The sequence below is a fragment of the Pantoea trifolii genome (assembly GCF_024506435.1).
In the GTDB taxonomy this organism is placed as follows: Bacteria; Pseudomonadota; Gammaproteobacteria; order Enterobacterales; family Enterobacteriaceae; genus Pantoea; species Pantoea trifolii.
Window position 1 is genome coordinate 332,536 of the sequence record NZ_JANIET010000001.1, and the last position, 20,783, is coordinate 353,318.

20 protein-coding genes are annotated in these 20,783 nt (G+C 56.0%); 13 read left to right on the forward strand and 7 right to left on the reverse strand.

Going from position 1 to position 20,783, the window contains the following annotated elements; all coding sequences use genetic code 11:
- The first annotated feature begins 14 nt into the window (after positions 1-14).
- Positions 15-2,462 carry a glycogen phosphorylase gene (gene glgP, locus NQH49_RS01455; RefSeq protein ID WP_256698119.1) on the forward strand — a complete coding sequence of 816 codons (2,448 nt, stop codon included), beginning with the start codon at positions 15-17 and terminating at the stop codon, positions 2,460-2,462.
- 97 nt (positions 2,463-2,559) lie between these two features.
- On the opposite strand, the gene NQH49_RS01460 is transcribed toward glgP, so the two are convergent.
- On the reverse strand, positions 2,560-3,117 hold the full coding sequence (locus NQH49_RS01460) for a DcrB family lipoprotein (protein ID WP_256698120.1): 558 nt from the start codon (positions 3,115-3,117) through the stop codon (positions 2,560-2,562).
- Positions 3,118-3,356: 239 nt separating this feature from the next.
- Positions 3,357-4,022 carry a 7-cyano-7-deazaguanine/7-aminomethyl-7-deazaguanine transporter gene (locus tag NQH49_RS01465; protein ID WP_256698121.1) on the reverse strand — a complete coding sequence of 222 codons (666 nt, stop codon included), beginning with the start codon at positions 4,020-4,022 and terminating at the stop codon, positions 3,357-3,359.
- Between the two features lie 193 nt (positions 4,023-4,215).
- On the opposite strand from NQH49_RS01465, the gene tusA reads away from it, so the two are divergent.
- Positions 4,216-4,461: a sulfurtransferase TusA gene (gene tusA, locus NQH49_RS01470; RefSeq protein WP_036649974.1), complete on the forward strand. Its 246-nt coding sequence runs from the start codon at positions 4,216-4,218 to the stop codon at positions 4,459-4,461.
- Here tusA and NQH49_RS01475 read toward each other — a convergent pair.
- A complete protein-coding gene (locus NQH49_RS01475) occupies positions 4,458-6,734 on the reverse strand; it encodes a zinc/cadmium/mercury/lead-transporting ATPase (protein WP_256698122.1) in 2,277 nt (758 codons plus the stop codon). The two genes, tusA and NQH49_RS01475, sit on opposite strands and share 4 nt — an antisense overlap.
- Positions 6,735-6,826: 92 nt before the next feature.
- A complete protein-coding gene (locus NQH49_RS01480) occupies positions 6,827-7,456 on the reverse strand; it encodes a lysoplasmalogenase (RefSeq protein ID WP_256698123.1) in 630 nt (209 codons plus the stop codon).
- A 164-nt stretch (positions 7,457-7,620) separates the two neighbouring features.
- Here NQH49_RS01480 and NQH49_RS01485 point away from each other — a divergent pair, with 164 nt between their 5' ends.
- Positions 7,621-7,977: a DUF2500 domain-containing protein gene (locus tag NQH49_RS01485; RefSeq protein ID WP_256698124.1), complete on the forward strand. Its 357-nt coding sequence runs from the start codon at positions 7,621-7,623 to the stop codon at positions 7,975-7,977.
- A gap of 40 nt (positions 7,978-8,017) precedes the next feature.
- On the opposite strand, the gene NQH49_RS01490 is transcribed toward NQH49_RS01485, so the two are convergent.
- Positions 8,018-8,287, reverse strand: coding sequence for a DUF1145 family protein (locus NQH49_RS01490; RefSeq protein ID WP_256698125.1), 270 nt, complete (start codon positions 8,285-8,287; stop codon positions 8,018-8,020).
- Entirely contained in the window at positions 8,277-8,873 is a 597-nt protein-coding gene (gene rsmD / locus NQH49_RS01495; RefSeq protein ID WP_256698126.1) for a 16S rRNA (guanine(966)-N(2))-methyltransferase, read from the reverse strand. The genes NQH49_RS01490 and rsmD overlap by 11 nt, the downstream gene beginning before the upstream one ends.
- A 232-nt stretch (positions 8,874-9,105) precedes the next feature.
- Here rsmD and ftsY point away from each other — a divergent pair, with 232 nt between their 5' ends.
- From ftsY to rpoH, 4 genes are all read left to right on the forward strand, one after another.
- A complete protein-coding gene (gene ftsY / locus NQH49_RS01500; protein WP_256698127.1) occupies positions 9,106-10,551 on the forward strand; it encodes a signal recognition particle-docking protein FtsY in 1,446 nt (481 codons plus the stop codon).
- 5 nt (positions 10,552-10,556) lie between these two features.
- On the forward strand, positions 10,557-11,225 hold the full coding sequence (gene ftsE / locus NQH49_RS01505) for a cell division ATP-binding protein FtsE (protein ID WP_008109888.1): 669 nt from the start codon (positions 10,557-10,559) through the stop codon (positions 11,223-11,225).
- Entirely contained in the window at positions 11,215-12,198 is a 984-nt protein-coding gene (ftsX, locus tag NQH49_RS01510) for a permease-like cell division protein FtsX (RefSeq protein WP_008109891.1), read from the forward strand. The genes ftsE and ftsX overlap by 11 nt, the downstream gene beginning before the upstream one ends.
- 239 nt (positions 12,199-12,437) lie before the next feature.
- On the forward strand, positions 12,438-13,295 hold the full coding sequence (gene rpoH / locus NQH49_RS01515) for an RNA polymerase sigma factor RpoH (RefSeq protein WP_008109892.1): 858 nt from the start codon (positions 12,438-12,440) through the stop codon (positions 13,293-13,295).
- Between the two features lie 149 nt (positions 13,296-13,444).
- Here the strand turns inward: rpoH and panM are convergent, their stop codons facing one another.
- Positions 13,445-13,831 (reverse strand): aspartate 1-decarboxylase autocleavage activator PanM, encoded by a 387-nt coding sequence (panM, locus tag NQH49_RS01520; protein WP_256698128.1) that lies wholly within the window; start codon positions 13,829-13,831, stop codon positions 13,445-13,447.
- A 402-nt stretch (positions 13,832-14,233) separates the two neighbouring features.
- On the opposite strand from panM, the gene NQH49_RS01525 reads away from it, so the two are divergent.
- The 6 genes from NQH49_RS01525 (at position 14,234) to ugpB (ending at position 20,722) form a co-directional block, all read left to right on the forward strand.
- Entirely contained in the window at positions 14,234-15,361 is a 1,128-nt protein-coding gene (locus NQH49_RS01525) for a branched-chain amino acid ABC transporter substrate-binding protein (RefSeq protein ID WP_008109896.1), read from the forward strand.
- 66 nt (positions 15,362-15,427) lie between these two features.
- Positions 15,428-16,354, forward strand: a complete 927-nt coding sequence (gene livH, locus NQH49_RS01530) for a high-affinity branched-chain amino acid ABC transporter permease LivH (protein ID WP_008109897.1) — start codon at positions 15,428-15,430, stop codon at positions 16,352-16,354.
- Positions 16,351-17,622: a high-affinity branched-chain amino acid ABC transporter permease LivM gene (locus tag NQH49_RS01535; protein WP_061718402.1), complete on the forward strand. Its 1,272-nt coding sequence runs from the start codon at positions 16,351-16,353 to the stop codon at positions 17,620-17,622. The genes livH and NQH49_RS01535 overlap by 4 nt, the downstream gene beginning before the upstream one ends.
- The gene (livG, locus tag NQH49_RS01540) at positions 17,619-18,386 is read left to right on the forward strand and encodes a high-affinity branched-chain amino acid ABC transporter ATP-binding protein LivG (protein ID WP_008109900.1); all 768 of its coding nucleotides are present in this window, start codon (positions 17,619-17,621) and stop codon (positions 18,384-18,386) included. The genes NQH49_RS01535 and livG overlap by 4 nt, the downstream gene beginning before the upstream one ends.
- Position 18,387: 1 nt before the next feature.
- A complete protein-coding gene (gene livF, locus NQH49_RS01545; protein WP_256698129.1) occupies positions 18,388-19,101 on the forward strand; it encodes a high-affinity branched-chain amino acid ABC transporter ATP-binding protein LivF in 714 nt (237 codons plus the stop codon).
- Between the two features lie 304 nt (positions 19,102-19,405).
- Positions 19,406-20,722: a sn-glycerol-3-phosphate ABC transporter substrate-binding protein UgpB gene (gene ugpB, locus NQH49_RS01550; protein WP_256698130.1), complete on the forward strand. Its 1,317-nt coding sequence runs from the start codon at positions 19,406-19,408 to the stop codon at positions 20,720-20,722.
- Positions 20,723-20,783 lie beyond the last annotated feature (61 nt).

Here is a 20,783-nt window from a genome sequence, read left to right on the forward strand (position 1 = left end):
TTGGGATACTTGATATGAATGCACCTTTCACCTATGCCTCACCCACGCTGACGGTTGATGCACTGAAGCACTCAATCGCCTATAAGCTGATGTTTACTATTGGTAAAGATCCATCGATTGCGAATAAGCATGAGTGGCTTAACGCCGCGCTCCTGGCGGTGCGTGATCGCATGGTGGAACGCTGGTTGCGCTCCAGCCGCGCGCAGCTCTCGCAGGATGTGCGACAGGTTTATTATCTGTCGATGGAGTTCCTGATGGGGCGCACGCTCGGCAATGCGTTGCTGGCGATGGGCATTTATGAGGATCTCAATCAGGCGCTGGAGGAGATGGGCCTCGATCTCAGCGAGCTGATGGAAGAGGAGAACGATCCCGGCCTCGGCAACGGCGGTTTGGGTCGTTTAGCGGCCTGTTTCCTCGATTCGCTCGCCACGCTCGGTTTACCGGGGCGCGGTTACGGCATCCGTTACGATTACGGCATGTTTAAGCAGAATATCGTTGACGGGCAGCAGCGCGAATCGCCGGATTACTGGCTGGAGTACGGCAATCCGTGGGAGTTTCAGCGCTTTAACACGCGCTACAAAGTGCGCTTCGGTGGCCGTCTGCAACACGAAGGCGCGCGAGTGCGCTGGGTGGAAACCGAGGAGATCGTGGCGATGGCCTACGATCAAATCATTCCCGGTTTTGATACCGATGCCACCAACACGCTGCGTCTGTGGGGCGCGCAGGCCAGTAATGAAATCAACCTCGGTAAGTTTAATCAGGGCGATTACTTCGCTGCGGTAGAAGATAAAAACCACTCGGAAAACGTGTCACGCGTGCTCTATCCCGATGACTCCACCTATTCAGGCCGCGAACTGCGTCTGCGTCAGGAGTATTTCCTCGTTTCCTCGACGGTGCAGGATATTCTCAACCGTCATTGGCAGATGCATGAAACCTGGGACAATCTGCCAGACAAAATTGCCATCCACCTTAACGATACGCATCCGGTGCTGGCCATTCCGGAACTGATGCGTCTGCTGATCGATGAGCAGAAATTCAGCTGGGACGATGCCTTTGAAGTGACCTGTCAGGTGTTCTCCTACACTAACCACACGCTGATGACCGAAGCGCTGGAAACCTGGCCGGTGGATATGATCGGCAAGATCCTGCCGCGTCATCTCAGCATCATTTTTGAAATCAACGACTACTTCCTGAAAACCATCCAGGAATACTATCCGGATGATTGGGAGCTGTTAGCGCGCATCTCGATCATCGACGAAAACGATGGCCGCCGCATTCGTATGGCATGGCTGGCGGTGGTGGTGAGCCACAAGGTTAACGGTGTATCGGAGCTGCACTCCAACTTGATGGTGCAATCGCTGTTCGCTGACTTCGCGCGTCTGTTCCCTGGCCGTTTCTGCAATAAAACCAACGGCGTGACGCCACGTCGCTGGCTGGCGCTGGCCAATTCGGCGCTCTCCGACGTGCTGGATGAGGCGATTGGCCGCAACTGGCGTACCGATCTTGGCCAGCTCAATGAACTGACCACGCAGGTCGATTATCCGGCCTTTATCGAACAGATCGCCGACGCCAAGTTCGCCAACAAGAAACGCCTGGCGGATTGGGTGGCGAAGAACATGGATATCGTGCTTGATCCCCATGCGCTGTTCGATGTGCAGATTAAGCGCATCCACGAATATAAACGTCAGCTGCTAAACGTGCTGCACGTGATTACGCGCTACAACCGTATCAAGGCCGATCCCAACGCTGAATGGGTGCCGCGCGTTAATATCTTCGCTGGTAAAGCGGCGTCGGCCTATTACGTGGCGAAGCACATCATTCACCTGATCAACGATGTCGCCAATGTGATCAACAACGATCCGCAGGTGAAGAACAAGCTGAAGGTGGTGTTCATTCCGAACTATGGCGTGAGCCTGGCGCAGATCATTATTCCGGCGGCGGATCTCTCCGAGCAGATTTCAACGGCGGGAACTGAAGCGTCTGGCACCAGTAACATGAAGTTTGCGCTGAACGGCGCGTTAACCATCGGCACGCTGGATGGCGCAAACGTCGAGATGCTGGAGCATGTCGGCAAGGAGAATATCTTTATCTTCGGCAACACCACGCCGCAGGTCGAGAAGCTGCGCACCGATGGCTACAACCCGCGTAAGTATTACGAGGACGATCCCGAGTTGCATCAGGCGCTGACGCAAATCGCCAGCGGCGTGTTCAGCCCGCAGGAGCCGGGGCGCTACCGTAATCTGTTTGATGCGCTGGTGAACTTCGGCGATCACTACCAGCTGCTGGCGGATTATCGCAGCTATGTGGATACCCAGGACAAGGTGGACAAGCTTTATCGTCAGCCGGACAAGTGGCAGCGCAGCGCAGCGCTGAATATCGCCAATATGGGTTATTTCTCGTCGGACCGCACCATTCAGGAGTATGCGGATGAGATCTGGCACATTTCGCCAGTGAGATTGTAAGGCGAGGGTTGCAAACCAGGTCGCCATGAATGGCGACCCTACGAAAACCGCATTGAGCCATTTGTAGGGTCGCCATTCATGGCGACCGTTCCAAAGCTTATTTCAATGTGATGCTTTTGACGATGTTATCTGCATCGCTTTGCGCCTGCTGTTGGTTATCAGCTGGCAAGGTAATCTGCAGCGTCAGCAGTTTTCCGTCCACTTTTGCCAGAATCACCGAAGACCATGAGGTCTGATTGTTGGCAGAAATCACCGTATCCAGCTGTTGTGCCGGCTGGTCTTTCAGCGTTACCGCTTTGTTAGACACCACCTGCAACTGTGGATCGCGACCGCGCTGCTGCTGTTCCAGACGCTGTGCCAGCGCATCAAGCGCTTCGTTGGTGGGATCGCCTGCAATCACGATAATCGCGCGCTGACCGGTTTCGTCGGCATAGACGTGCATGTTGGTGGATTCAGAGCCGAGCTTGCCGCTCTTGTCAGACATGCCCGCCGGCAGAGAGAAGCTCAGTTTGCCGTCCATCAGGTTAACCGTCTGGGCCGACTGGCTGGCGCTCGCACCGTTGCTGTTCGCTGCCGCATCATCTTTCTTCTGGTCACATGCCGCCAGGCCGATAACCAACAGGCCAATACCCACATATTTCACTACGTTACGCATTCTTTTCCCTTTTACATGATTCCAGTCGTTTAGGTTTATAGCCTAAATAATTCAAGCGGCAGAAAGGCGGTAAGCGCGTGAACCCATGAGCTTACATGAGTAAGTGATTGGGTGAACGCGTGCAACCAACGCATCTGCCGTTTGAAGTATGACGGCTATAAAAACGGAATCGGCGGTTAAAAGCAACCGCCGGTATGTCAGGAAATCTTAGCGTGCGGTAGCGTTTCGTCTATGTGCAATTAGCCGAAATTGATCTGCTGCTGCGCGGAACGTTCGGCTAAGCGCTTCAGCATGGCATTCAGCAGTACGCCGTAAGCTGGGAGGAAGAAGATCATGCAGATCAGCACCTTGAAGCTGTAATCCACCAGTGCGATTTCGACCCAGTGCGCCGCCATAAACGGGTCTGGACTCTTGTAGAAGGCGATGAAAAAGAAGGCCAGCGTATCGCTGATATTACCGAGGAACATCGCTGCCGCTGGGGCAATCCACCACTGCGATAAACGGCGCAAACGGTTAAAAACGTGGACGTCGAGAATCTGTCCCAGCGCATAAGCCATAAAGCTGGCGCAGGCGATACGCGCAACAAACAGATTTACCTCTTCCAGTGATGCCCAACCTTGCCATTCGCCCTGATAAAACACGCAGGAAACGATGTAGGAGATCACCAGCGCGGGCATCATCACCGCCAGAATAATGCGACGAGCCAGCGGCGCGCCAAAGATACGCACGGTGAGATCGGTAGCGAGGAAAATAAACGGAAAGCTAAACGCGCCCCATGTGGTGTGGAAGCCGAAGATGGAAACCGGCAGCTGTACCAAATAGTTACTGGAGGTGATCACCAGCAGATGGAAAAGCGATAGCCAAAACAGCGCATGCATGCGCTGACGTGCAGAAAAGTTGATCATTGTAAGCCTTTTTAGTGATGGGGTGAGGGAACCCAGGTTCGTGCGTTGGCACGATGGTAAATAAAAAATCGGCGGCATCTTAACGCGTTGCGCAATTTATGCAATGGTTAATTTTAACGCAATCGTTATCGCCTTGCGTTGGCTCATTCGCGCGCTAGAATGAGCGCCCATCACTAACAACTGACAGAGAATCATGAGCGATCCCTTTTCTGCGCCAGACCATCAGCTTGATGCCCTTGGCCTGCGCTGCCCGGAGCCGGTAATGATGGTGCGTAAAACCGTGCGCAGCATGCAGGCCGGTGAAACCTTGCTGATCATTGCTGACGATCCCGCTACTACGCGCGATATTCCTGGTTTCTGCCGCTTTATGGAGCATGAGTTGCTGGCACAGCAGACCGAAAGCCTGCCGTACCAGTTTCTGATTAAAAAAGGCGCCTAACGCTGACGCAGCAAGCGCAGCGCGTTGGCTGTCACCAGTGCGGTGGCACCGGAATCCGCTAAGACCGCCAGCCACAAACCGGTGAAGCCGAGCAGCGTGGTGACCAGAAAAATCGCCTTCAATCCCAACGCCAGCGCCACGTTTTGACGAATGATGGCGCGCGTGCGCCGTGCCAGCACAAGGGTGCGTGGCAGAATCGCCAGCTGGTTTTGCGTTAATGCCACATCCGCGGCTTCCAGCGCCACATCGGTGCCGCTGCCCATCGCAATGCCAATGGTGGCGGCTTTCATGGCGGGCGCATCGTTAATGCCATCGCCGACCATCGCCAATGCCTGCTGCGCGCCTAACGTCCTCACCGCCTCAACTTTATCAGCGGGCAGCAAACCCGCGCGATAATTGATGTTGAGTTCAGCCGCAATGGCGGCGGCCGCGCGTGGATTGTCGCCGGTGAGCATCACGCTATTCACGCCAAGCTTCTGCAACTCAGCCAGCGCGCGGATCGCTTCGCTGCGCAACTGGTCCTGCAACGCTAACGCGCCCAGCACCTGCTGCTCCTGCAACAGCAGCACCACGGTTTGGCCCTGCGCTTCCAATTCAGCAATCTGCTGTTGCTGTGCGTCGTCGAGATGGCTGACTTCGCGCGGCGTGAGCAGTTGATAGGTTACGCCAGCGATCGCGGCACGAATGCCGCTGCCGGCCAGGGTTTGCTGCTGTGCCGCTTGCGGAATGGTGAGCGCGCGACGCTCGGCTTCGCTGACAATCGCCCGCGCCAGCGGATGGGTGGAACCTTGTTCAACGGCGGCGGCGATACTTAGGAGATTGTCTTCCGCCATCGCGCCAAAAGGCTGGATGTGGTTGATCTGCGGTTTACCGGCGGTCAGCGTGCCGGTTTTATCGAACGCCATCATACTCACGCGACTGAGACGCTCCAGCGCCGCGCCGCCTTTGATCAGCGCGCCCTGACGCGCGGCAGCGGCCAGGCCCGAGGTGATGGCGGCAGGCGTCGAGATCACCAGCGCACACGGGCAACCAATCAGCAGCAGCGTCAACCCTTTATAAATCCACGGCAACCACTCGCCAAAGCCCAGCAGCGGCGGCAGCACCATCACCAGCAGCGCCAGCAGCATAATGGCGGGCGTATAAATGCGGCTGAAGCGATCGATAAAACGCTCAACCGGCGCACGATGGATTTCGGCTTCCTCAATCAGTTGCAGAATGCGGTCAATGGCACTTTGGCCCGGCTGGGAAATGACTTTCAACGTCACCAGACGATCAAGGCTGGTGGCGCCGGCCATGATCTGTTCGCCTGGCTCACGCGCTACCGGCAGCGATTCGCCGGTCAGCGCGCTTTCATCAAAGCTGGCGCTGGCGTGCAACAGTTCGCCATCGGCCGGTAAACGTCCGCCAGCCGCCACTTCAATCACATCGCCGGGTTGTAATACCTCTAAGCGGACGTTTTCCCGCTGCGTGTCGTTGATGCGCGTGGCGGTATCCGGGCGCAGCGCCATCAGCGCGGTGACACCACGGCGTGCACGTGCGGCGGCGTAAGCTTCCAGGCGTTCACCCAGTTGAAACAGCAGCAACACCATCGCGGCTTCGGCATGCGCGCCAATCACCAGTGCGCCAGCGGCGGCGATGGTCATCAGCATCTCAATGCTGAACGGCGAACCGCTGCGCAGCAGTTTCCAGGCACTGCGGGCAATCGGCGCTAAACCAACCAAGGTGGTGGCAATAAACAGGCGATCGCCCCAAAGCGGCGAAAACTGGCTCAGCAGCCAGCTGGCGAGCATTAGTCCGCCAAGCAGCAGCAAACCGGCATTTTCCTGCCAGCGGCTTTCGGGTTGAGGAGGCGATGGGGAATCGCTGGCGCTCAGCGTGAAGCCAGCATTTTTCACCACCTGTTCGATGGTGGCGCGGATATCGTGGTCGGCATCAACCACCAGTTTTTCACTGGCAAAAATCACGCGGGCTTGTTGTACCTGCGGCACGCGTTGCACGGCGGTTTCAATTTTACGCGCGCAGCTGGGGCAATCCATGCCAGCAATCTGCCAGCGGAATTGATGTGAGGTGAGCGCGGGCCTGTCGCTTTCGGCGTCGCTTTCGCCGCCGGGCGATCCGCTGTCGCTGTCACAGCAGCCGCAATCGCTGTCTGGTGTAACGGGCTGCGCCGCGGAAATTTTCATTGTTACGGGTTTTATGCTGCGAATTGAGCACAGCGGCTGCGGCTGACGGTGAGATTTGCCACAGCGGCAAGGGTGAGCATGTTGATGCATATAACCTCCGGAATCAGGGGCGGGCTGATGCCCGCGCCCTAATGCTACACTCTGGAGTGGACTCCAGAGTCAAGCGGAAGGTGAGGTTATCTTCAGTAGAGCCACAGTGAACGCACAATCATGAAGTGACCGGCAAAGTAGCAGGCGGCGACGATGGCGCTATCGGCGCTGAAACGGCGGCGATAATGCGAGATAAACCAGACTATATTGGCTAACAGCAGCAACGCGGCACCCACCAGCAGCGAGAAGCTGAAGTCAGTTGGACGGAAGAAGTAGTTCTCCGCCGCCATCCAGTTCATCACCAGCGTCATGCCGATTAAGGTGCAGATCGGCCAGCGCAGATCTTCCAGCTTGGTCCACAGAATCCCGATAACAATCACACCAATAATCAGGAAGGTGAGAGGAATCGGCCAGAAGAAACTCATGGTCATGTGCGCAGCAAAACTGATGGTGTACAGCAGATGCGACAGGAAGAACGCGCCCAGCGCATAGAGCATCTGCTGACGCGGCAACAGCATTAACGCGTCACCCACCAGCGTGGCGACCAGACCGGCCAGAATCAAATAATCGGTGGTGTTGAAGGTTGGAGCTTGCCACGCCCAGGCAACGAGCAACAGCAAGGTGACAGGTTTAAATAGCCAGCGTTGCCATTGCGGACCGCGGTATGAAGCATCGACGTAGAGCCAGCCGGAAAAAAGTACGGCAAGGAAAGACCAAAGCATTTTTTCTCCCTTTTCTGGACGAAATGTCCGCCAGTTTGATGAATTTTCCCAAAATCACCTTCTCAGTGTAAGTTACCGCCGCCGAATGTGACAATCAGCCGACTCTGGTTGTATGCTTTGTCGTCTTTACCCGTTCCGAATTAACGCAAAGCACGAGATAAATCATGAGCAAACCACCGCTAATCTTTTTCATCGTACTGGCCATTATTGCCGTTTTGGCGACCCGTCAGTTTATTAAACAGCGCCGCGAAACGGCGGTGAACGATGCTTCGCCGGTGCGCTCGCTGAGCGTGAAAGTGAAAACTAAACGCGAATTTCCGTCACCCAATCGCCGTTCACGTCAGCGTGAAGAGATTGTGGCGGAAGAGATGAAGTATGAAGCCTGGTTCCATCCGCTGAACGGTGCCAGCGATATCAAAGTGACGGTGAACGCGAACGAGTATCACCAGATCGATAAGGGCGCGAAGGGCGAGTTGAAGATGAAGGGCACGCGTTTCGTAAGTTTTACCCCGGTCCCGTAGGGTCGCCATTCATGGCGACCTGGTTATAGGCCGCACCAACCTACATCTTCGGATAATGCTTTTTCTGCCACGCCAACAGTTCAAACACGCCAAAGAAGAAGATCTTCGCCTGGGTTACGCCGCTCAGTTTCGGGGCGTCTTTCGATTGGGTCGCGCGCAGCAACACCAGTTGCAGGCCGTGCATAATCACCATAAAGAACAGCGCCACGTGCACGAAATAGCGCAGCGGCGTCGGGAAAGGGTGCACCAGATTGAGCAGTAAAAAGGCCCAGACGCATATCATCAGCAAACGTCCCACATTAAGCCACATCGTGCGTCTCCTGTTGACGTTGATAAAGGCGATAAGCCACCTGACCGGCAATCTTTTCGCGATACAAATCCCAATTCGCAGGTGCTACGGGCGTGCCGTTTTCCACTTCGCTCTCGACATAAATCAGCGCTTCAGCCGCTAACCAGCCATTTTTCTCCAGCAGCGTCAACGTTTCCTGTAACAACCCTTTACGGAACGGCGGATCGACAAACACCACATCAAACGGCTCGCCCGGCTGGCTCAGCCACTGCAGCGTATTGGTTTGCACCACCTTGGCCTGCGAGGCGCGCAGCGTTTGCAGGTTCTGTGACAGCTGTTGCGCCACAGCACGCTCCAGCTCCAACAGCGTGGCTGAAGCCGCATAACGAGACAGCGCTTCCAGCCCTAACGCGCCGCTGCCGGCGAAACAATCGAGGCAGCGCGCTTCCTGAATATCCGGTGCCAGCCAGTTGAACAGGGTTTCACGTACGCGATCGGTGGTGGGGCGCAAACCTGCGCTATCCGGCACCGGTAATTTACGGCCGCGCCACTGACCGCCAATGATGCGGATCTGGCCAGCGCTGCTGCTACGGGGGGCTTTACTCATTTTGCTCACAACTCGTCATAATTTGTTGCGTAGTTTAACGGGCGTAGCGGGCAGAAGAAACGTTAAAAAAGGGTGCTGTGGTGCGCTGGCTGGAAAGTGTTAGACTACTGAGTTGGTATAGTGCGCGTAATTACCTGATTTTTACGCCGCTCACCCGCTTAAAATTGAATATTTTATCCCCTGGGAACAAGCGTGCTACCGGGAATAAGCCATCGAGGAGTAGGGTCACACAATGGCAAAAGAGAAAAAACGCGGCTTTTTTTCCTGGTTAGGCTTTGGCAAAGAAGAAGAGACGCAACAACCTGCTGAAGAGCAGCAGCAAACCACCGAGGTGGTCGCTGAGCCTGCCGTTGAAGAGAGTGCGCTCGATCGTGCCGAAGCGCAGGCTGTCGAAACCGTCGCCGTCACCGAACAGGTGGCGGAACAGCAGCAGGTTGAAGCGGAACTGATTGAAGCGCCGGTTATCGAGCCGCAGGAACCTGAACCGGTTACCGCCATCGTTGAAGACGTGCTGCCGGAAGAGATAACGCAGCCGGATGTGGCACCAATCGAAGAAGAGCCGCAGCGGGAAGAGCTGGCGCTTGATGAGCCAGAACGGGATGAAGAAGCGCCTTTAACCGATGAAGAACTGGAAGCGCTGGCGTTAGCGGAAACCTATGCGGAAGATGCCGAGCTAGCCGAAGCTACGCAGGATACCGTGAGCGATCTGCCGCTGGCCGCTGCGCCGATAATTGCGCAGGAGCAGGAACGTCCTACCAAAGAGGGCTTTTTCGCCCGTCTGAAACGCAGCCTGGTCAAAACCCGTGAAAACCTCGGTTCGGGCTTTATCAGCCTGTTCCGTGGTAAGAAAATTGATGATGATTTGTTTGAAGAGCTGGAAGAGCAGCTGCTGATTGCCGACGTTGGCGTTGAAACCACGCGCCGCATCATCACCAATCTGACACAACAGGCCAACCGCAAGCAGCTGCGCGATGCGGAAGCGCTGTATGGCCTGCTGAAAGCTGAAATGTCCGGTATTTTGGAAAAAGTGGATCAGCCGCTGGAAGTGGGTGGCAAAACGCCCTTCGTCATCCTGATGGTGGGCGTCAACGGCGTGGGTAAAACCACCACCATCGGTAAGCTGGCGCGTCAGTATCAGGCGCAGGGCAAATCGGTGATGCTGGCAGCGGGTGATACCTTCCGTGCCGCCGCCGTTGAGCAGCTGCAGGTTTGGGGCCAGCGCAACAACATTCCTGTGGTGGCGCAGCACACCGGCGCCGATTCTGCCTCGGTGATTTTTGACGCCATTCAGGCCGCCAAGTCGCGCAATGTGGATGTACTGATCGCCGATACCGCCGGTCGCCTGCAAAACAAATCGCACCTGATGGAAGAGCTGAAGAAAATTACCCGCGTGATGAAGAAGCTGGATGAAGATGCGCCGCATGAAGTGATGCTGACGCTCGACGCCAGCACCGGGCAAAACGCCATCAGCCAGGCCAAACTGTTCCATGAAGCGGTGGGCCTGACCGGCATCACCCTGACGAAACTGGATGGCACCGCCAAAGGCGGCGTGATCTTCTCGGTTGCCGATCAGTTCGGCATTCCGATTCGTTATATCGGTGTTGGGGAAGGCATCGAGGATTTACGGCCGTTTAAGGCCGCAGACTTTATTGAGGCACTGTTTGCCCGAGAGGAATGATTGGGATGATTCGCTTTGAAGAGGTCAGTAAAGCTTACCTGGGAGGACGTCAGGCGCTGCAGGGAGTGGATTTCCATCTGCGTCCCGGCGAAATGGCGTTCCTGACCGGCCATTCCGGTGCGGGGAAAAGTACCTTACTGAAGCTGATTTGTGGCATTGAGCGCCCGAGCGCCGGGCAGATCTGGTTTAGCGGCCACGATATTTCGCGTCTGCGTCACAGCGAAGTGCCTTTCCTGCGACGTCAGATCGGCATGATTTTCCAGGATCACCATTTGTTGATGGATCGTTCGGTCTACGACAACGTGGCGATCCCGCTGATTATTTCCGGTGCCAGCGGCGAAGATATTCGTCGGCGCGTGTCGGCCGCGCTGGATAAAGTCGGCCTGCTCGACAAAGCGAAAAGCTATCCGATTCAGCTCTCTGGCGGTGAACAACAGCGTGTCGGCATTGCCCGCGCGGTGGTGAACAAGCCTGCGGTGCTGCTGGCGGATGAACCTACCGGTAACCTCGACAACGCGCTGTCGGAAGACATCCTGCGCCTGTTTGAAGAGTTCAACCGCGTTGGCGTCACGGTATTAATGGCAACGCACGATGTCGGGCTGATTGCACGCCGGAATTATCGCGTGATGACGCTCAATCAGGGACGTCTGCACGGAGGCCACGATGGTCAATAAACGCAACAAGCGCGCACCTGCGCCGAAAGCGAAGCAGCCCTCTAAAAGCAAGGCGCTGAAAGGCGGCTGGCAGGAGCAGTGGCGCTATGCGCTGCGCGGCACGCTGTCGGATATGTGGCGTCAGCCGCTGGCAACGCTGCTGACGGTGATGGTGATTGCCATTTCCCTGACGCTGCCAAGCGTGTGCTACATGGTGTGGAAGAACGTCAGCCAGGCGGCGACGCAGTGGTATCCCGCGCCACAGTTAACGGTGTATCTGGATAAAGCGTTGGATGACACTGCGGCGGAGAACGTTACTGCACAGCTCAAGCAGCTCGACGGCGTGGATAACGTCAATTACCTGACTCGCGAAGAAGCACTGAATGAGTTCCGTAACTGGTCTGGTTTTGGTGGTTCGATGGACATGCTGGAGCAGAATCCGCTGCCGGCGGTGGCCATCATCACGCCGAAACTCAATTTCCAGAATTCGGACACCATGGCGAATCTGCGCGATCGCGTCGCGAAAGTGCAGGGCGTTGATGAAGTGCGCATGGATGACAGCTGGTTCGCGCGTTTAGCGGCCTTAACCGGGCTGGTGGGGCAGATTGCCTCAATGATTGGCCTGCTGATGGTGGTCGCGGTGTTCCTGGTGATCGGCAACAGCGTGCGGCTCAGCATCTTTGCGCGGCGCGATACCATTAACGTGCAGAAGTTGATTGGTGCCACCGACGGCTTTATCCTGCGTCCCTTCCTGTACGGCGGTGCGCTGTTAGGATTTGGTGGCGCGGTTCTCTCGCTGCTGCTCTCCGAAGTGCTGGTGTTGCGCCTGCAATCGGTGGTGGCGCAAGTGGCAACAGTATTCGGTACCACCTTTGTGCTGGAAGGTTTTTCCTGGGATGAAGGGCTGCTGTTATTGTTGATCGCCGCCATCATCGGCTGGATTGCTGCCTGGCTAGCAACGGTACAACATTTACGCCGTTTTACGCCGCAGTAACCAAAAGCAACGTTTTTTGATATACTCTTCCTCTGCTGCCGACGACCTGGGAGCAGAGGAATCCTCCTATTTTCCCCGCCGTCATCTGTGTGTAAAATATTCACTGCTATAATTGAACTTGTGGATAACTTTGTCGTCCAAGTAGCACAGATTGCTTCTGGTTTTCTCGTGACGTTGACATAATGTAGCGTCTGCGCAAAATACCGTGCGGCAAGTCCATTGAATTTGTGAGGGTTTGAATGACCAAAGAAATGCAAACTTTAGCGATTGCTCCTCTGGGTAACCTGGAATCTTACGTCCGGGCTGCCAACAACTGGCCGGTGCTGACGGCAGAAGAGGAAAAAGCATTGGCTGAGCGGCTGCATTACCAGGGCGATCTGGATGCAGCTAAGACGCTGATCCTGTCTCACCTGCGCTTTGTTGTTCATATTGCTCGTAACTACTCCGGTTACGGCTTGCCGCAGGCAGACCTGATTCAGGAAGGTAACATCGGCCTGATGAAGGCGGTGCGTCGCTTCAACCCTGAAGTCGGCGTGCGTCTGGTGTCATTTGCCGTGCACTGGATTAAAGCAGAGATTCACGAATACGTGCTGCGTAACTGGCGTATTGTGAAAGTCGCGACCACCAAAGCTCAGCGTAAGCTGTTCTTTAACCTGCGTAAAAGCAAACAGCGTCTCGGTTGGTTCAACCAGGACGAAGTGGAAATGGTCGCACGCGAGCTGGGCGTGAGCAGCAAAGACGTGCTGGAAATGGAATCGCGCATGGCCGCGCAGGATATGACTTTCGACATGTCGTCTGATGACGAAGCGGGCGAAGGCAAATCAATGGCGCCCGTGCTGTATCTGCAGGATAAAACCTCTGACTTTGCCGATGGCATCGAAGAGGACAACTGGGATGCACATGCGGCTGATAAGCTGAGCGATGCGATGCTGAGCCTCGACGAGCGTAGTCAGGATATTATCCGCGCCCGTTGGCTGGACGATGACAACAAAACCACGCTGCAGGAGCTGGCCGATAAATACGGCGTCTCTGCAGAGCGCGTGCGTCAGTTGGAAAAGAACGCCATGAAGAAACTGCGAGTGGCGATTGAAGCCTGATAACGATCGGGTGGAAAAATGGGGCGACTTTTAAGTCGCCCTTTTTATTGCGCGCGAATCGGTCGCCATGAATGGCGACCCTACGAACGGCGCGGGTTTTGTAGGGTGCGCATTTATGCGCACCGTTTCACCAACCGCACGAAATCCTTTCAGCGCACCCAACCCTCAGCCTGCGCACGAAAACCACAAGCCTGCATAAACGCCGCACGCACGCCCTGATCGGCATCGCCGTCATCGGCAATCCACCAATCGGCTAACGCGCTGTTCTGCGCCATCGTCTCTTCCAGCAAGTATTGTCCCACACCGCGTCGACGCGTGACTTCACGCACGTTGAAATGAGTGATTTTCCCCTGCGTGCCGCTGAGGGTCAGCTGCAGCGCCGCCAGCAATCTGTCATTAAAACGCGCCGCATACAGACGCTGCGTGTCGCTGAGTTGCGCTTCCAGTTGCACAATATCGATTTCCGGCCAGACTTTAGCTAAATCGATACGATCCTGAGCGGTTAACGATGCTAAGCGCTGGATTGTCAGCTTCATACCTAATACCTGTACTAGTGCAAAGGCGATAGTGTAGCGAATTTAGACAGTCAGAGCGCTGTCACTTTTTTCTGATGAAAATAGGTCAAATGCCAGCCAGTTTGCCAGGATTGTGGAGTAAGCCATCAATGTTAGCCAAAAAAGCCAGCATAACGCGCTGGTATCCTGCTGAAAAATCGGCCATAACAACCAGACGATTCTGCTGATCCACACAGCCAATTCTGAATATGTCAGTTGATTTACAGAAGAAAGTTCCTGTTTAATAACCTGAAAAATAAAGCCTTATTACCTATAAATGCCAGAAAAGCGTGCTAACCCATTATTGCAAAATGAGTTTTCCTCTTTGACTGGCAGAAAATAAACAATCACAACAAACACGACACAACAGATGGGGAAGTTCGCATGAAAATGAGTAAAGGACGCGCATTACTGGCGGGCTGCGTTGCCCTGGCGATGAGCCATGCGGCGCTGGCAAAAGACATTAAAATTGCCATCGTCGGCGCATCAACCGGTCCGGTCGCGCAGTACGGTGACATGCAGTTTACCGGTGCCGCGCAAGCGATTAAGGACATCAATGCTAAAGGCGGCGTTAACGGTGACAAACTGGTTGGCGTGGAATATGACGATGCCTGTGACCCGAAACAAGCGGTTGCGGTTGCCAACAAAGTGGTTAACGACGGCATTAAATACGTTATCGGCCATCTTTGCTCCTCCTCTACTCAGCCTGCTTCAGACATCTATAACGACGAAGGCGTGCTGATGATCACCCCAGCCGCGACCGCGCCAGAACTGACTGCGCGTGGCTATGCTGACGTGCTGCGTACTACCGGTCTGGATTCCGATCAGGGCCCAACGGCGGCGACCTACATCCTCGACCACATCAAACCAAAACGCATCGCCGTGGTGCATGACAAGCAGCAATATGGTCAGGGTCTGGCGGAATCCGTGCAGAAAACCCTGAAAGCCAAAGGCGGCAACGTGGTGCTGTTTGAAGGTATCACCGCCGGTGATAAAGACTTCTCCACGCTGATTGCGCGCCTGAAGAAAGAGAACGTCGATTTTGTTTACTACGGCGGTTACTACCCGGAGCTGGGCCAGATTCTGCGTCAGGCAAAATCCGCAGGCCTGAATGCCGGCTTCATGGGCCCGGAAGGCGTGGGCAACGCTTCTCTGTCTAACATCGCCGGTGATGCGTCTGAAGGCCTGTTCGTAACGCTGCCGAAGCGCTACGACCAGCTGCCAGAGAACAAAGCGATTGTTGATGCGATCAAAGCCAACACCGCGTCGAATCGCAAAGATCCAACCGGTCCGTTCGTCTGGACCACCTACGCGGCGATTCAGTCGCTGGTGGCCGGTATTGAGCGCAGCAAGAGCGATGAGCCCGATGCGATTGCTAAGAACCTGAAAGCAGGTGCTGCCGTTCCAACCGTGATGGGCAACCTGAACTGGGATGAGAAAGGCGATCTGAAGGGCTTCGAATTTGGTGTCTTCAAATGGCACAAAGACGGCTCTTCTACCGCAGTTAAGTAATCCCCCCAAATTCCCTCTCCCGCGCGCGGGAGGGGGAATTATTTAGCTCCAGAGCAGGTCCTCACTATGTCCGAGCAGTTTCTCTATTTCATTCAGCAGATGTTCAACGGGGTTACCCTCGGGAGCACCTACGCGCTGATCGCCATCGGTTACACCATGGTTTACGGCATTATCGGCATGATCAACTTCGCCCACGGCGAGGTGTACATGATCGGTAGCTATGTCTCCTTTATCGTGATTGCCGCCCTGATGATGATGGGCATCGACACCTCGTGGCTGATGATCGCCGCCGGTTTCGTGATGGCGGTGATCATCTCCAGCGCCTATGGCTGGAGCATCGAACGCGTGGCGTACAAGCCGGTGCGATCGTCCAAACGCCTGATCGCGCTGATCTCCGCGATCGGTATGTCGATCTTCCTGCAGAACTACGTCAGCCTGACGCAAGGCTCGCGCGATCTCGCGCTGCCAAGCCTGATCACCGGCCAGTGGACGCTGGGCGAGAGCAACGGCTTTGCTGCCACGCTCTCCACCATGCAACTGGTGATTTGGGTGGTGACCTTCCTGTCGATGCTGGCGCTGACGCTGTTTATCCGTTATTCGCGCATGGGCCGCGCCTGCCGCGCCTGCGCAGAAGACCTGAAAATGGCCAGCCTGCTGGGCATCAATACCGACCGCGTTATCTCTCTCACCTTTATCATTGGTGCGGCGATGGCGGCGGTGGCGGGCGTATTGCTCGGTCAATTCTACGGCTCGATTAACCCGTTCATCGGCTTTATGGCCGGGATGAAAGCCTTCACTGCCGCAGTATTGGGCGGCATCGGCAGTATTCCTGGCGCGATGATTGGCGGCCTAGTGCTGGGTATTGCGGAAGCGCTGACCTCAGCGTATCTCTCGACCGAATATAAAGATGTGGTCTCCTTCGCGCTGCTGATCGTGGTGCTGCTGGTGATGCCAACCGGGATTCTTGGCCGTCCGGAGGTGGAGAAAGTATGAAACGCCTCGGTTTGGTCAACGCCGTGATCTCCACGGTGATGTTGCTGATTCTCGCCACCTTCTTTATGGGCGTGCGCCTCGATCTGGACGGCACCAAACTGGTGGTCGCCAACGCGGGCGCGGTGCGCTGGAACTGGATTTTCATTGGTTGTGCGGTGGTATTTGTCTTCCAGCTGCTGCGTCCGCTGGTGCAGGGTAAATTCAAGCGCAGCGGCAAAGGTTTTGTCCTGCCGGGCTTTGATGGATCGACGCCAAAGCAGAAGCTGTTGATGGCACTGGTGATTGCCGCCGCGGTCATCTGGCCGTTTCTGGTCTCGCGCGGCAGCGTGGATATCGCCACGCTGACGCTGATCTACGTGATGCTCGGTCTCGGGCTGAACGTGGTGGTGGGTTTATCTGGTCTGCTGGTGCTGGGCTACGGCGGTTTTTATGCCATCGGCGCTTACACCTTCGCCTTGCTGAATCACTATTACGGCTTTGGTTTCTGGGAAAGCCTGCCGCTGGCTGGTTTAGTCGCCGGTGCGTTTGGTTTGCTGCTTGGCTTCCCGGTACTGCGCCTGCGCGGTGACTATCTGGCGATCGTCACGCTAGGTTTCGGTGAAATCGTGCGTATCCTGCTGCTGAATAACACCGCGATTACCGGCGGACCGAACGGCATTGCGCAGATTCCCAAGCCAAGCCTGTTTGGTCTGGAGTTTGGTCGTCGCGTCAGCGAAGGCGGCTGGAGCACTTTCCATGACTTCTTTGGCTTGAAATACGATCCCAGCGACCGCGTGATTTTCCTTTATCTGGTGGCGCTGCTGCTGGTGGTGCTGACGCTGTTTGTTATCAACCGTTTGCTGCGTATGCCGTTGGGCCGTGCATGGGAAGCGCTGCGCGAAGATGAGATCGCCTGCCGTTCGCTCGGCCTGAGCCCGACGCGCATCAAGCTGACGGCATTTACCATCAGCGCGGTGTTCGCCGGTTTTGCAGGCACGCTGTTTGCGGCGCGTCAGGGCTTCGTCAGCCCGGAATCCTTCACTTTCGTCGAGTCGGCCTTTGTGCTGGCGATTGTGGTGTTGGGCGGCATGGGCTCGCAGCTGGCGGTGATCCTTGCGGCGATTCTGTTGGTGGTATCGCGCGAGCTGATGCGTGATTTGAACGAATACAGCATGCTGGTGCTCGGCGGTTTGATGGTGCTGATGATGATCTGGCGCCCACAAGGTCTGCTGCCGATGAAGCGTCCGCATCTGAAGTTGAAAAGCAGTAAACAAGGAGAGCAGGCATGAGTCAGCCTTTATTAGCCGTTGAAGGCCTGATGATGCGCTTCGGCGGCCTGTTAGCCGTCAACAATGTGGCGCTTGAGCTGCATCCACAGGAAATTGTTTCACTGATCGGCCCGAACGGTGCCGGTAAAACTACGGTGTTCAACTGCCTGACCGGTTTTTACAAACCGACCGGCGGCACCATCAAACTGCGCGATCAGCAGCTGCAAGGTTTGCCAGGGCAGAAAATCGCGCGCATGGGCATCGTGCGGACTTTCCAGCACGTACGTCTGTTCCGTGAAATGACGGTGATTGAAAACCTGCTGGTGGCACAACATCAGCACCTGAAAAGCGGCGTGTTCTCTGGGCTGTTCAAAACCCCGGCTTTCCGTCGCGGTGAGAGCGAAGCACTGGATCGCGCAGCCACCTGGCTGGACCGCATCGGTCTGCTGGATTTGGCGAACCGGCAGGCGGGTAACCTTGCTTATGGTCAGCAGCGTCGTCTGGAGATTGCGCGCTGCATGGTGACGCGCCCGGAAATCCTGATGCTGGATGAACCGGCGGCCGGTCTTAACCCGCGTGAAACGCACGAGCTCGATGAGCTGATCGCCGAACTGCGCGGTGAGCACAAGGTTTCCGTGCTGCTGATTGAACACGATATGAAGCTGGTGATGGGCATTTCTGACCGCATTTACGTGGTGAACCAGGGAACGCCGCTGGCTAACGGCACGCCGGAACAGGTGCGTAACAATCCGGATGTGATCCGTGCTTATTTAGGTGAGGCGTAACATGGCAAACCCGATTTTAACTTTGCAGAGTGTCAGCGCCCATTACGGTCCGATTCAGGCGCTGCACAACATTAATCTGCACATCAATCAGGGTGAGATCGTCACGCTGATCGGTGCCAACGGCGCGGGTAAAACCACGCTGCTCGGCACTTTGTGCGGCGAACCGCGCGCCACCAGCGGCACTATCACCTTTGATGGTAAAGAGATCACCGACTGGCAAACCGCGAAAATCATGCGTGAAGCGATTGCGATCGTGCCGGAAGGTCGTCGCGTGTTTTCGCGCATGACGGTGGAAGAGAATCTGGCGATGGGCGGCTTCTTCGCCACGCGTCAGCAGTATCTGGAGCGTATCGACCGCGTTTATCAGCTGTTCTCTCGCCTTGCAGAACGTAAAGCGCAGCGCGCGGGGACCATGTCCGGCGGTGAGCAGCAGATGCTGGCGATTGGTCGCGCGTTGATGAGCCAGCCGCGCTTGCTGCTGCTGGATGAGCCGTCGCTGGGTTTGGCGCCGATTATCATCCAGCAGATCTTCGATACCATTGAGCAGTTGCGTAAAGAGGGCATGACCATCTTCCTCGTCGAGCAGAACGCCAACCAGGCGCTGAAGCTGGCGGATCGGGGTTATGTGCTCGAAAACGGTCATGTAGTGCTGGAGGATAGCGGCGAAGCGTTGCTGTCCAACGAAGCGGTGCGGAGTGCTTATTTAGGCGCGTAAGTTAGTGCTCGCTGTCCCCCATCCCGGCCTTCCCCCGCAAGCGGGGGAAGGAGACGCTGCCACATGCAGCTTCAACACTGACATGTGGCAGCATCTTCCTCCCCCATTAATGGGGGAGGACCGAGGAGGGGGACAGCCTGCACGTACGAAAGAGCAGCCAGCACGTACCAGCCAGCACTCCCAACCCACCTGTCACACCGCCGTCATAAACCTGTTATTAATCCGTCATTTCCCCGTGTCATGTTACGTCGCGAACTAAAAAATGCGCGAATTCGCGCGTACTTAACAGCACAGGAAAAACCTTATGTCCGCTTTTACGCTTCGTCCCCGCCTGATGAGTGTCGTACTCGGTCTGGCGCTCAGCGGTAATGCGCTGGCTGCAACTGAGATCCCTTTCTGGCACTCAATGGAAGGCGAGTTAGGCAAAGAAGTTGATTCTCTGGCACAACGTTTTAACCAGGCTCATCCCGATTACAAAATCGTTCCGACTTACAAAGGCAACTACGAGCAGAGCTTAGCGGCGGGTATCGCGGCGGTGCGTGCCGGTAAAGCGCCTGCGCTGCTGCAGGTGTATGAAGTCGGTACGGCGACCATGATGGCGTCAAAAGCTATCGTCCCGGTCAACCAGGTGTTTAAAGACGCTGGCGTGCAGATGGATCCGAAGCAGTTCGTGCCAGCCGTTGCCGGTTACTACAGCGACAGCAAAGGCCAGCTGATCTCTCAGCCGTTCAACAGCTCCACGCCGGTGCTGTACTACAACAAAGACGCGTTCAAGAAAGCCGGTTTGAACCCGGATCAGCCACCAAAAACCTGGCAGGAGCTGGCGAAAGACGCCGAAGCGCTGCGTAAAGCGGGCCTGACCTGTGGTTACGCCAGCGGCTGGCAGGGCTGGATTCAGATTGAAAACTTCAGCGCCTGGCATGCGCTGCCGGTCGCCACCAAAAACAACGGCTTTGACGGTACCGATGCGGTGCTGGAATTCAACAAGCCGGTGCAGGTGCGCCACATCGAAATGCTGGAAGCGATGAACAAGAAGGGTGATTTCACCTACTTCGGTCGCAAAGATGAATCTACCGCCAAGTTCTATAACGGCGATTGCGGCATCACCACCGCGTCTTCCGGTTCGCTGGCCGACATCAAACACTACGCCAAATTCAACTTCGGCGTGGGCATGATGCCGTACGATGAAACCGTACCGAACGCACCGCAGAACGCCATCATTGGCGGCGCGAGCCTGTGGGTGATGAAAGGCAAAGATGCCAACACCTACAAAGGCGCGGCGGAATTCATGAAGTTCCTCGCCCAGCCAGAAATCGCTGCTGAATGGCACCAGAAAACCGGTTACCTACCGATCACCACTGCCGCGTACGAGCTGACCAAGCAACAGGGCTTCTATGACAAGAACCCAGGCGCAGACATCGCGACGCGTCAGATGCTGAACAAAGATCCGCTGCCGTTCACCAAAGGCATGCGTCTGGGCAACATGCCGCAGATTCGTACCATCGTGGACGAAGAGCTGGAAGGTGTGTGGACCGGCAAACAGGCGCCGCAAGCTGCGCTGGATAACGCTGTGAAACGCGGTAACGAACTGCTGCGCCGTTTTGAGCAGCAAGTGAAGTAACGCTGTTATCTCGGGGCGGATGCCTGGCGTTCGCCCCGATTTTCTTCTTTGATTGAGCCTG

Coding starts and splice junctions, on each gene's coding strand:
- ftsX (WP_008109891.1), top strand. CDS start 11,215: ATGGTCAATAAACGCAACAAGCGCGCACCTGCGCCGAAAGCGAAGCAG.
- ftsE (WP_008109888.1), top strand. CDS start 10,557: ATGATTCGCTTTGAAGAGGTCAGTAAAGCTTACCTGGGAGGACGTCAG.
- tusA (WP_036649974.1), top strand. CDS start 4,216: ATGAGCGATCCCTTTTCTGCGCCAGACCATCAGCTTGATGCCCTTGGC.
- ftsY (WP_256698127.1), top strand. CDS start 9,106: ATGGCAAAAGAGAAAAAACGCGGCTTTTTTTCCTGGTTAGGCTTTGGC.
- NQH49_RS01485 (WP_256698124.1), top strand. CDS start 7,621: ATGAGCAAACCACCGCTAATCTTTTTCATCGTACTGGCCATTATTGCC.
- NQH49_RS01460 (WP_256698120.1), bottom strand. CDS start 3,117: ATGCGTAACGTAGTGAAATATGTGGGTATTGGCCTGTTGGTTATCGGC.
- panM (WP_256698128.1), bottom strand. CDS start 13,831: ATGAAGCTGACAATCCAGCGCTTAGCATCGTTAACCGCTCAGGATCGT.
- NQH49_RS01475 (WP_256698122.1), bottom strand. CDS start 6,734: ATGCATCAACATGCTCACCCTTGCCGCTGTGGCAAATCTCACCGTCAG.
- NQH49_RS01465 (WP_256698121.1), bottom strand. CDS start 4,022: ATGATCAACTTTTCTGCACGTCAGCGCATGCATGCGCTGTTTTGGCTA.
- livG (WP_008109900.1), top strand. CDS start 17,619: ATGAGTCAGCCTTTATTAGCCGTTGAAGGCCTGATGATGCGCTTCGGC.
- NQH49_RS01490 (WP_256698125.1), bottom strand. CDS start 8,287: ATGTGGCTTAATGTGGGACGTTTGCTGATGATATGCGTCTGGGCCTTT.
- ugpB (WP_256698130.1), top strand. CDS start 19,406: ATGTCCGCTTTTACGCTTCGTCCCCGCCTGATGAGTGTCGTACTCGGT.
- NQH49_RS01535 (WP_061718402.1), top strand. CDS start 16,351: ATGAAACGCCTCGGTTTGGTCAACGCCGTGATCTCCACGGTGATGTTG.
- livH (WP_008109897.1), top strand. CDS start 15,428: ATGTCCGAGCAGTTTCTCTATTTCATTCAGCAGATGTTCAACGGGGTT.
- rsmD (WP_256698126.1), bottom strand. CDS start 8,873: ATGAGTAAAGCCCCCCGTAGCAGCAGCGCTGGCCAGATCCGCATCATT.
- NQH49_RS01480 (WP_256698123.1), bottom strand. CDS start 7,456: ATGCTTTGGTCTTTCCTTGCCGTACTTTTTTCCGGCTGGCTCTACGTC.
- livF (WP_256698129.1), top strand. CDS start 18,388: ATGGCAAACCCGATTTTAACTTTGCAGAGTGTCAGCGCCCATTACGGT.
- NQH49_RS01525 (WP_008109896.1), top strand. CDS start 14,234: ATGAAAATGAGTAAAGGACGCGCATTACTGGCGGGCTGCGTTGCCCTG.
- rpoH (WP_008109892.1), top strand. CDS start 12,438: ATGACCAAAGAAATGCAAACTTTAGCGATTGCTCCTCTGGGTAACCTG.
- glgP (WP_256698119.1), top strand. CDS start 15: ATGAATGCACCTTTCACCTATGCCTCACCCACGCTGACGGTTGATGCA.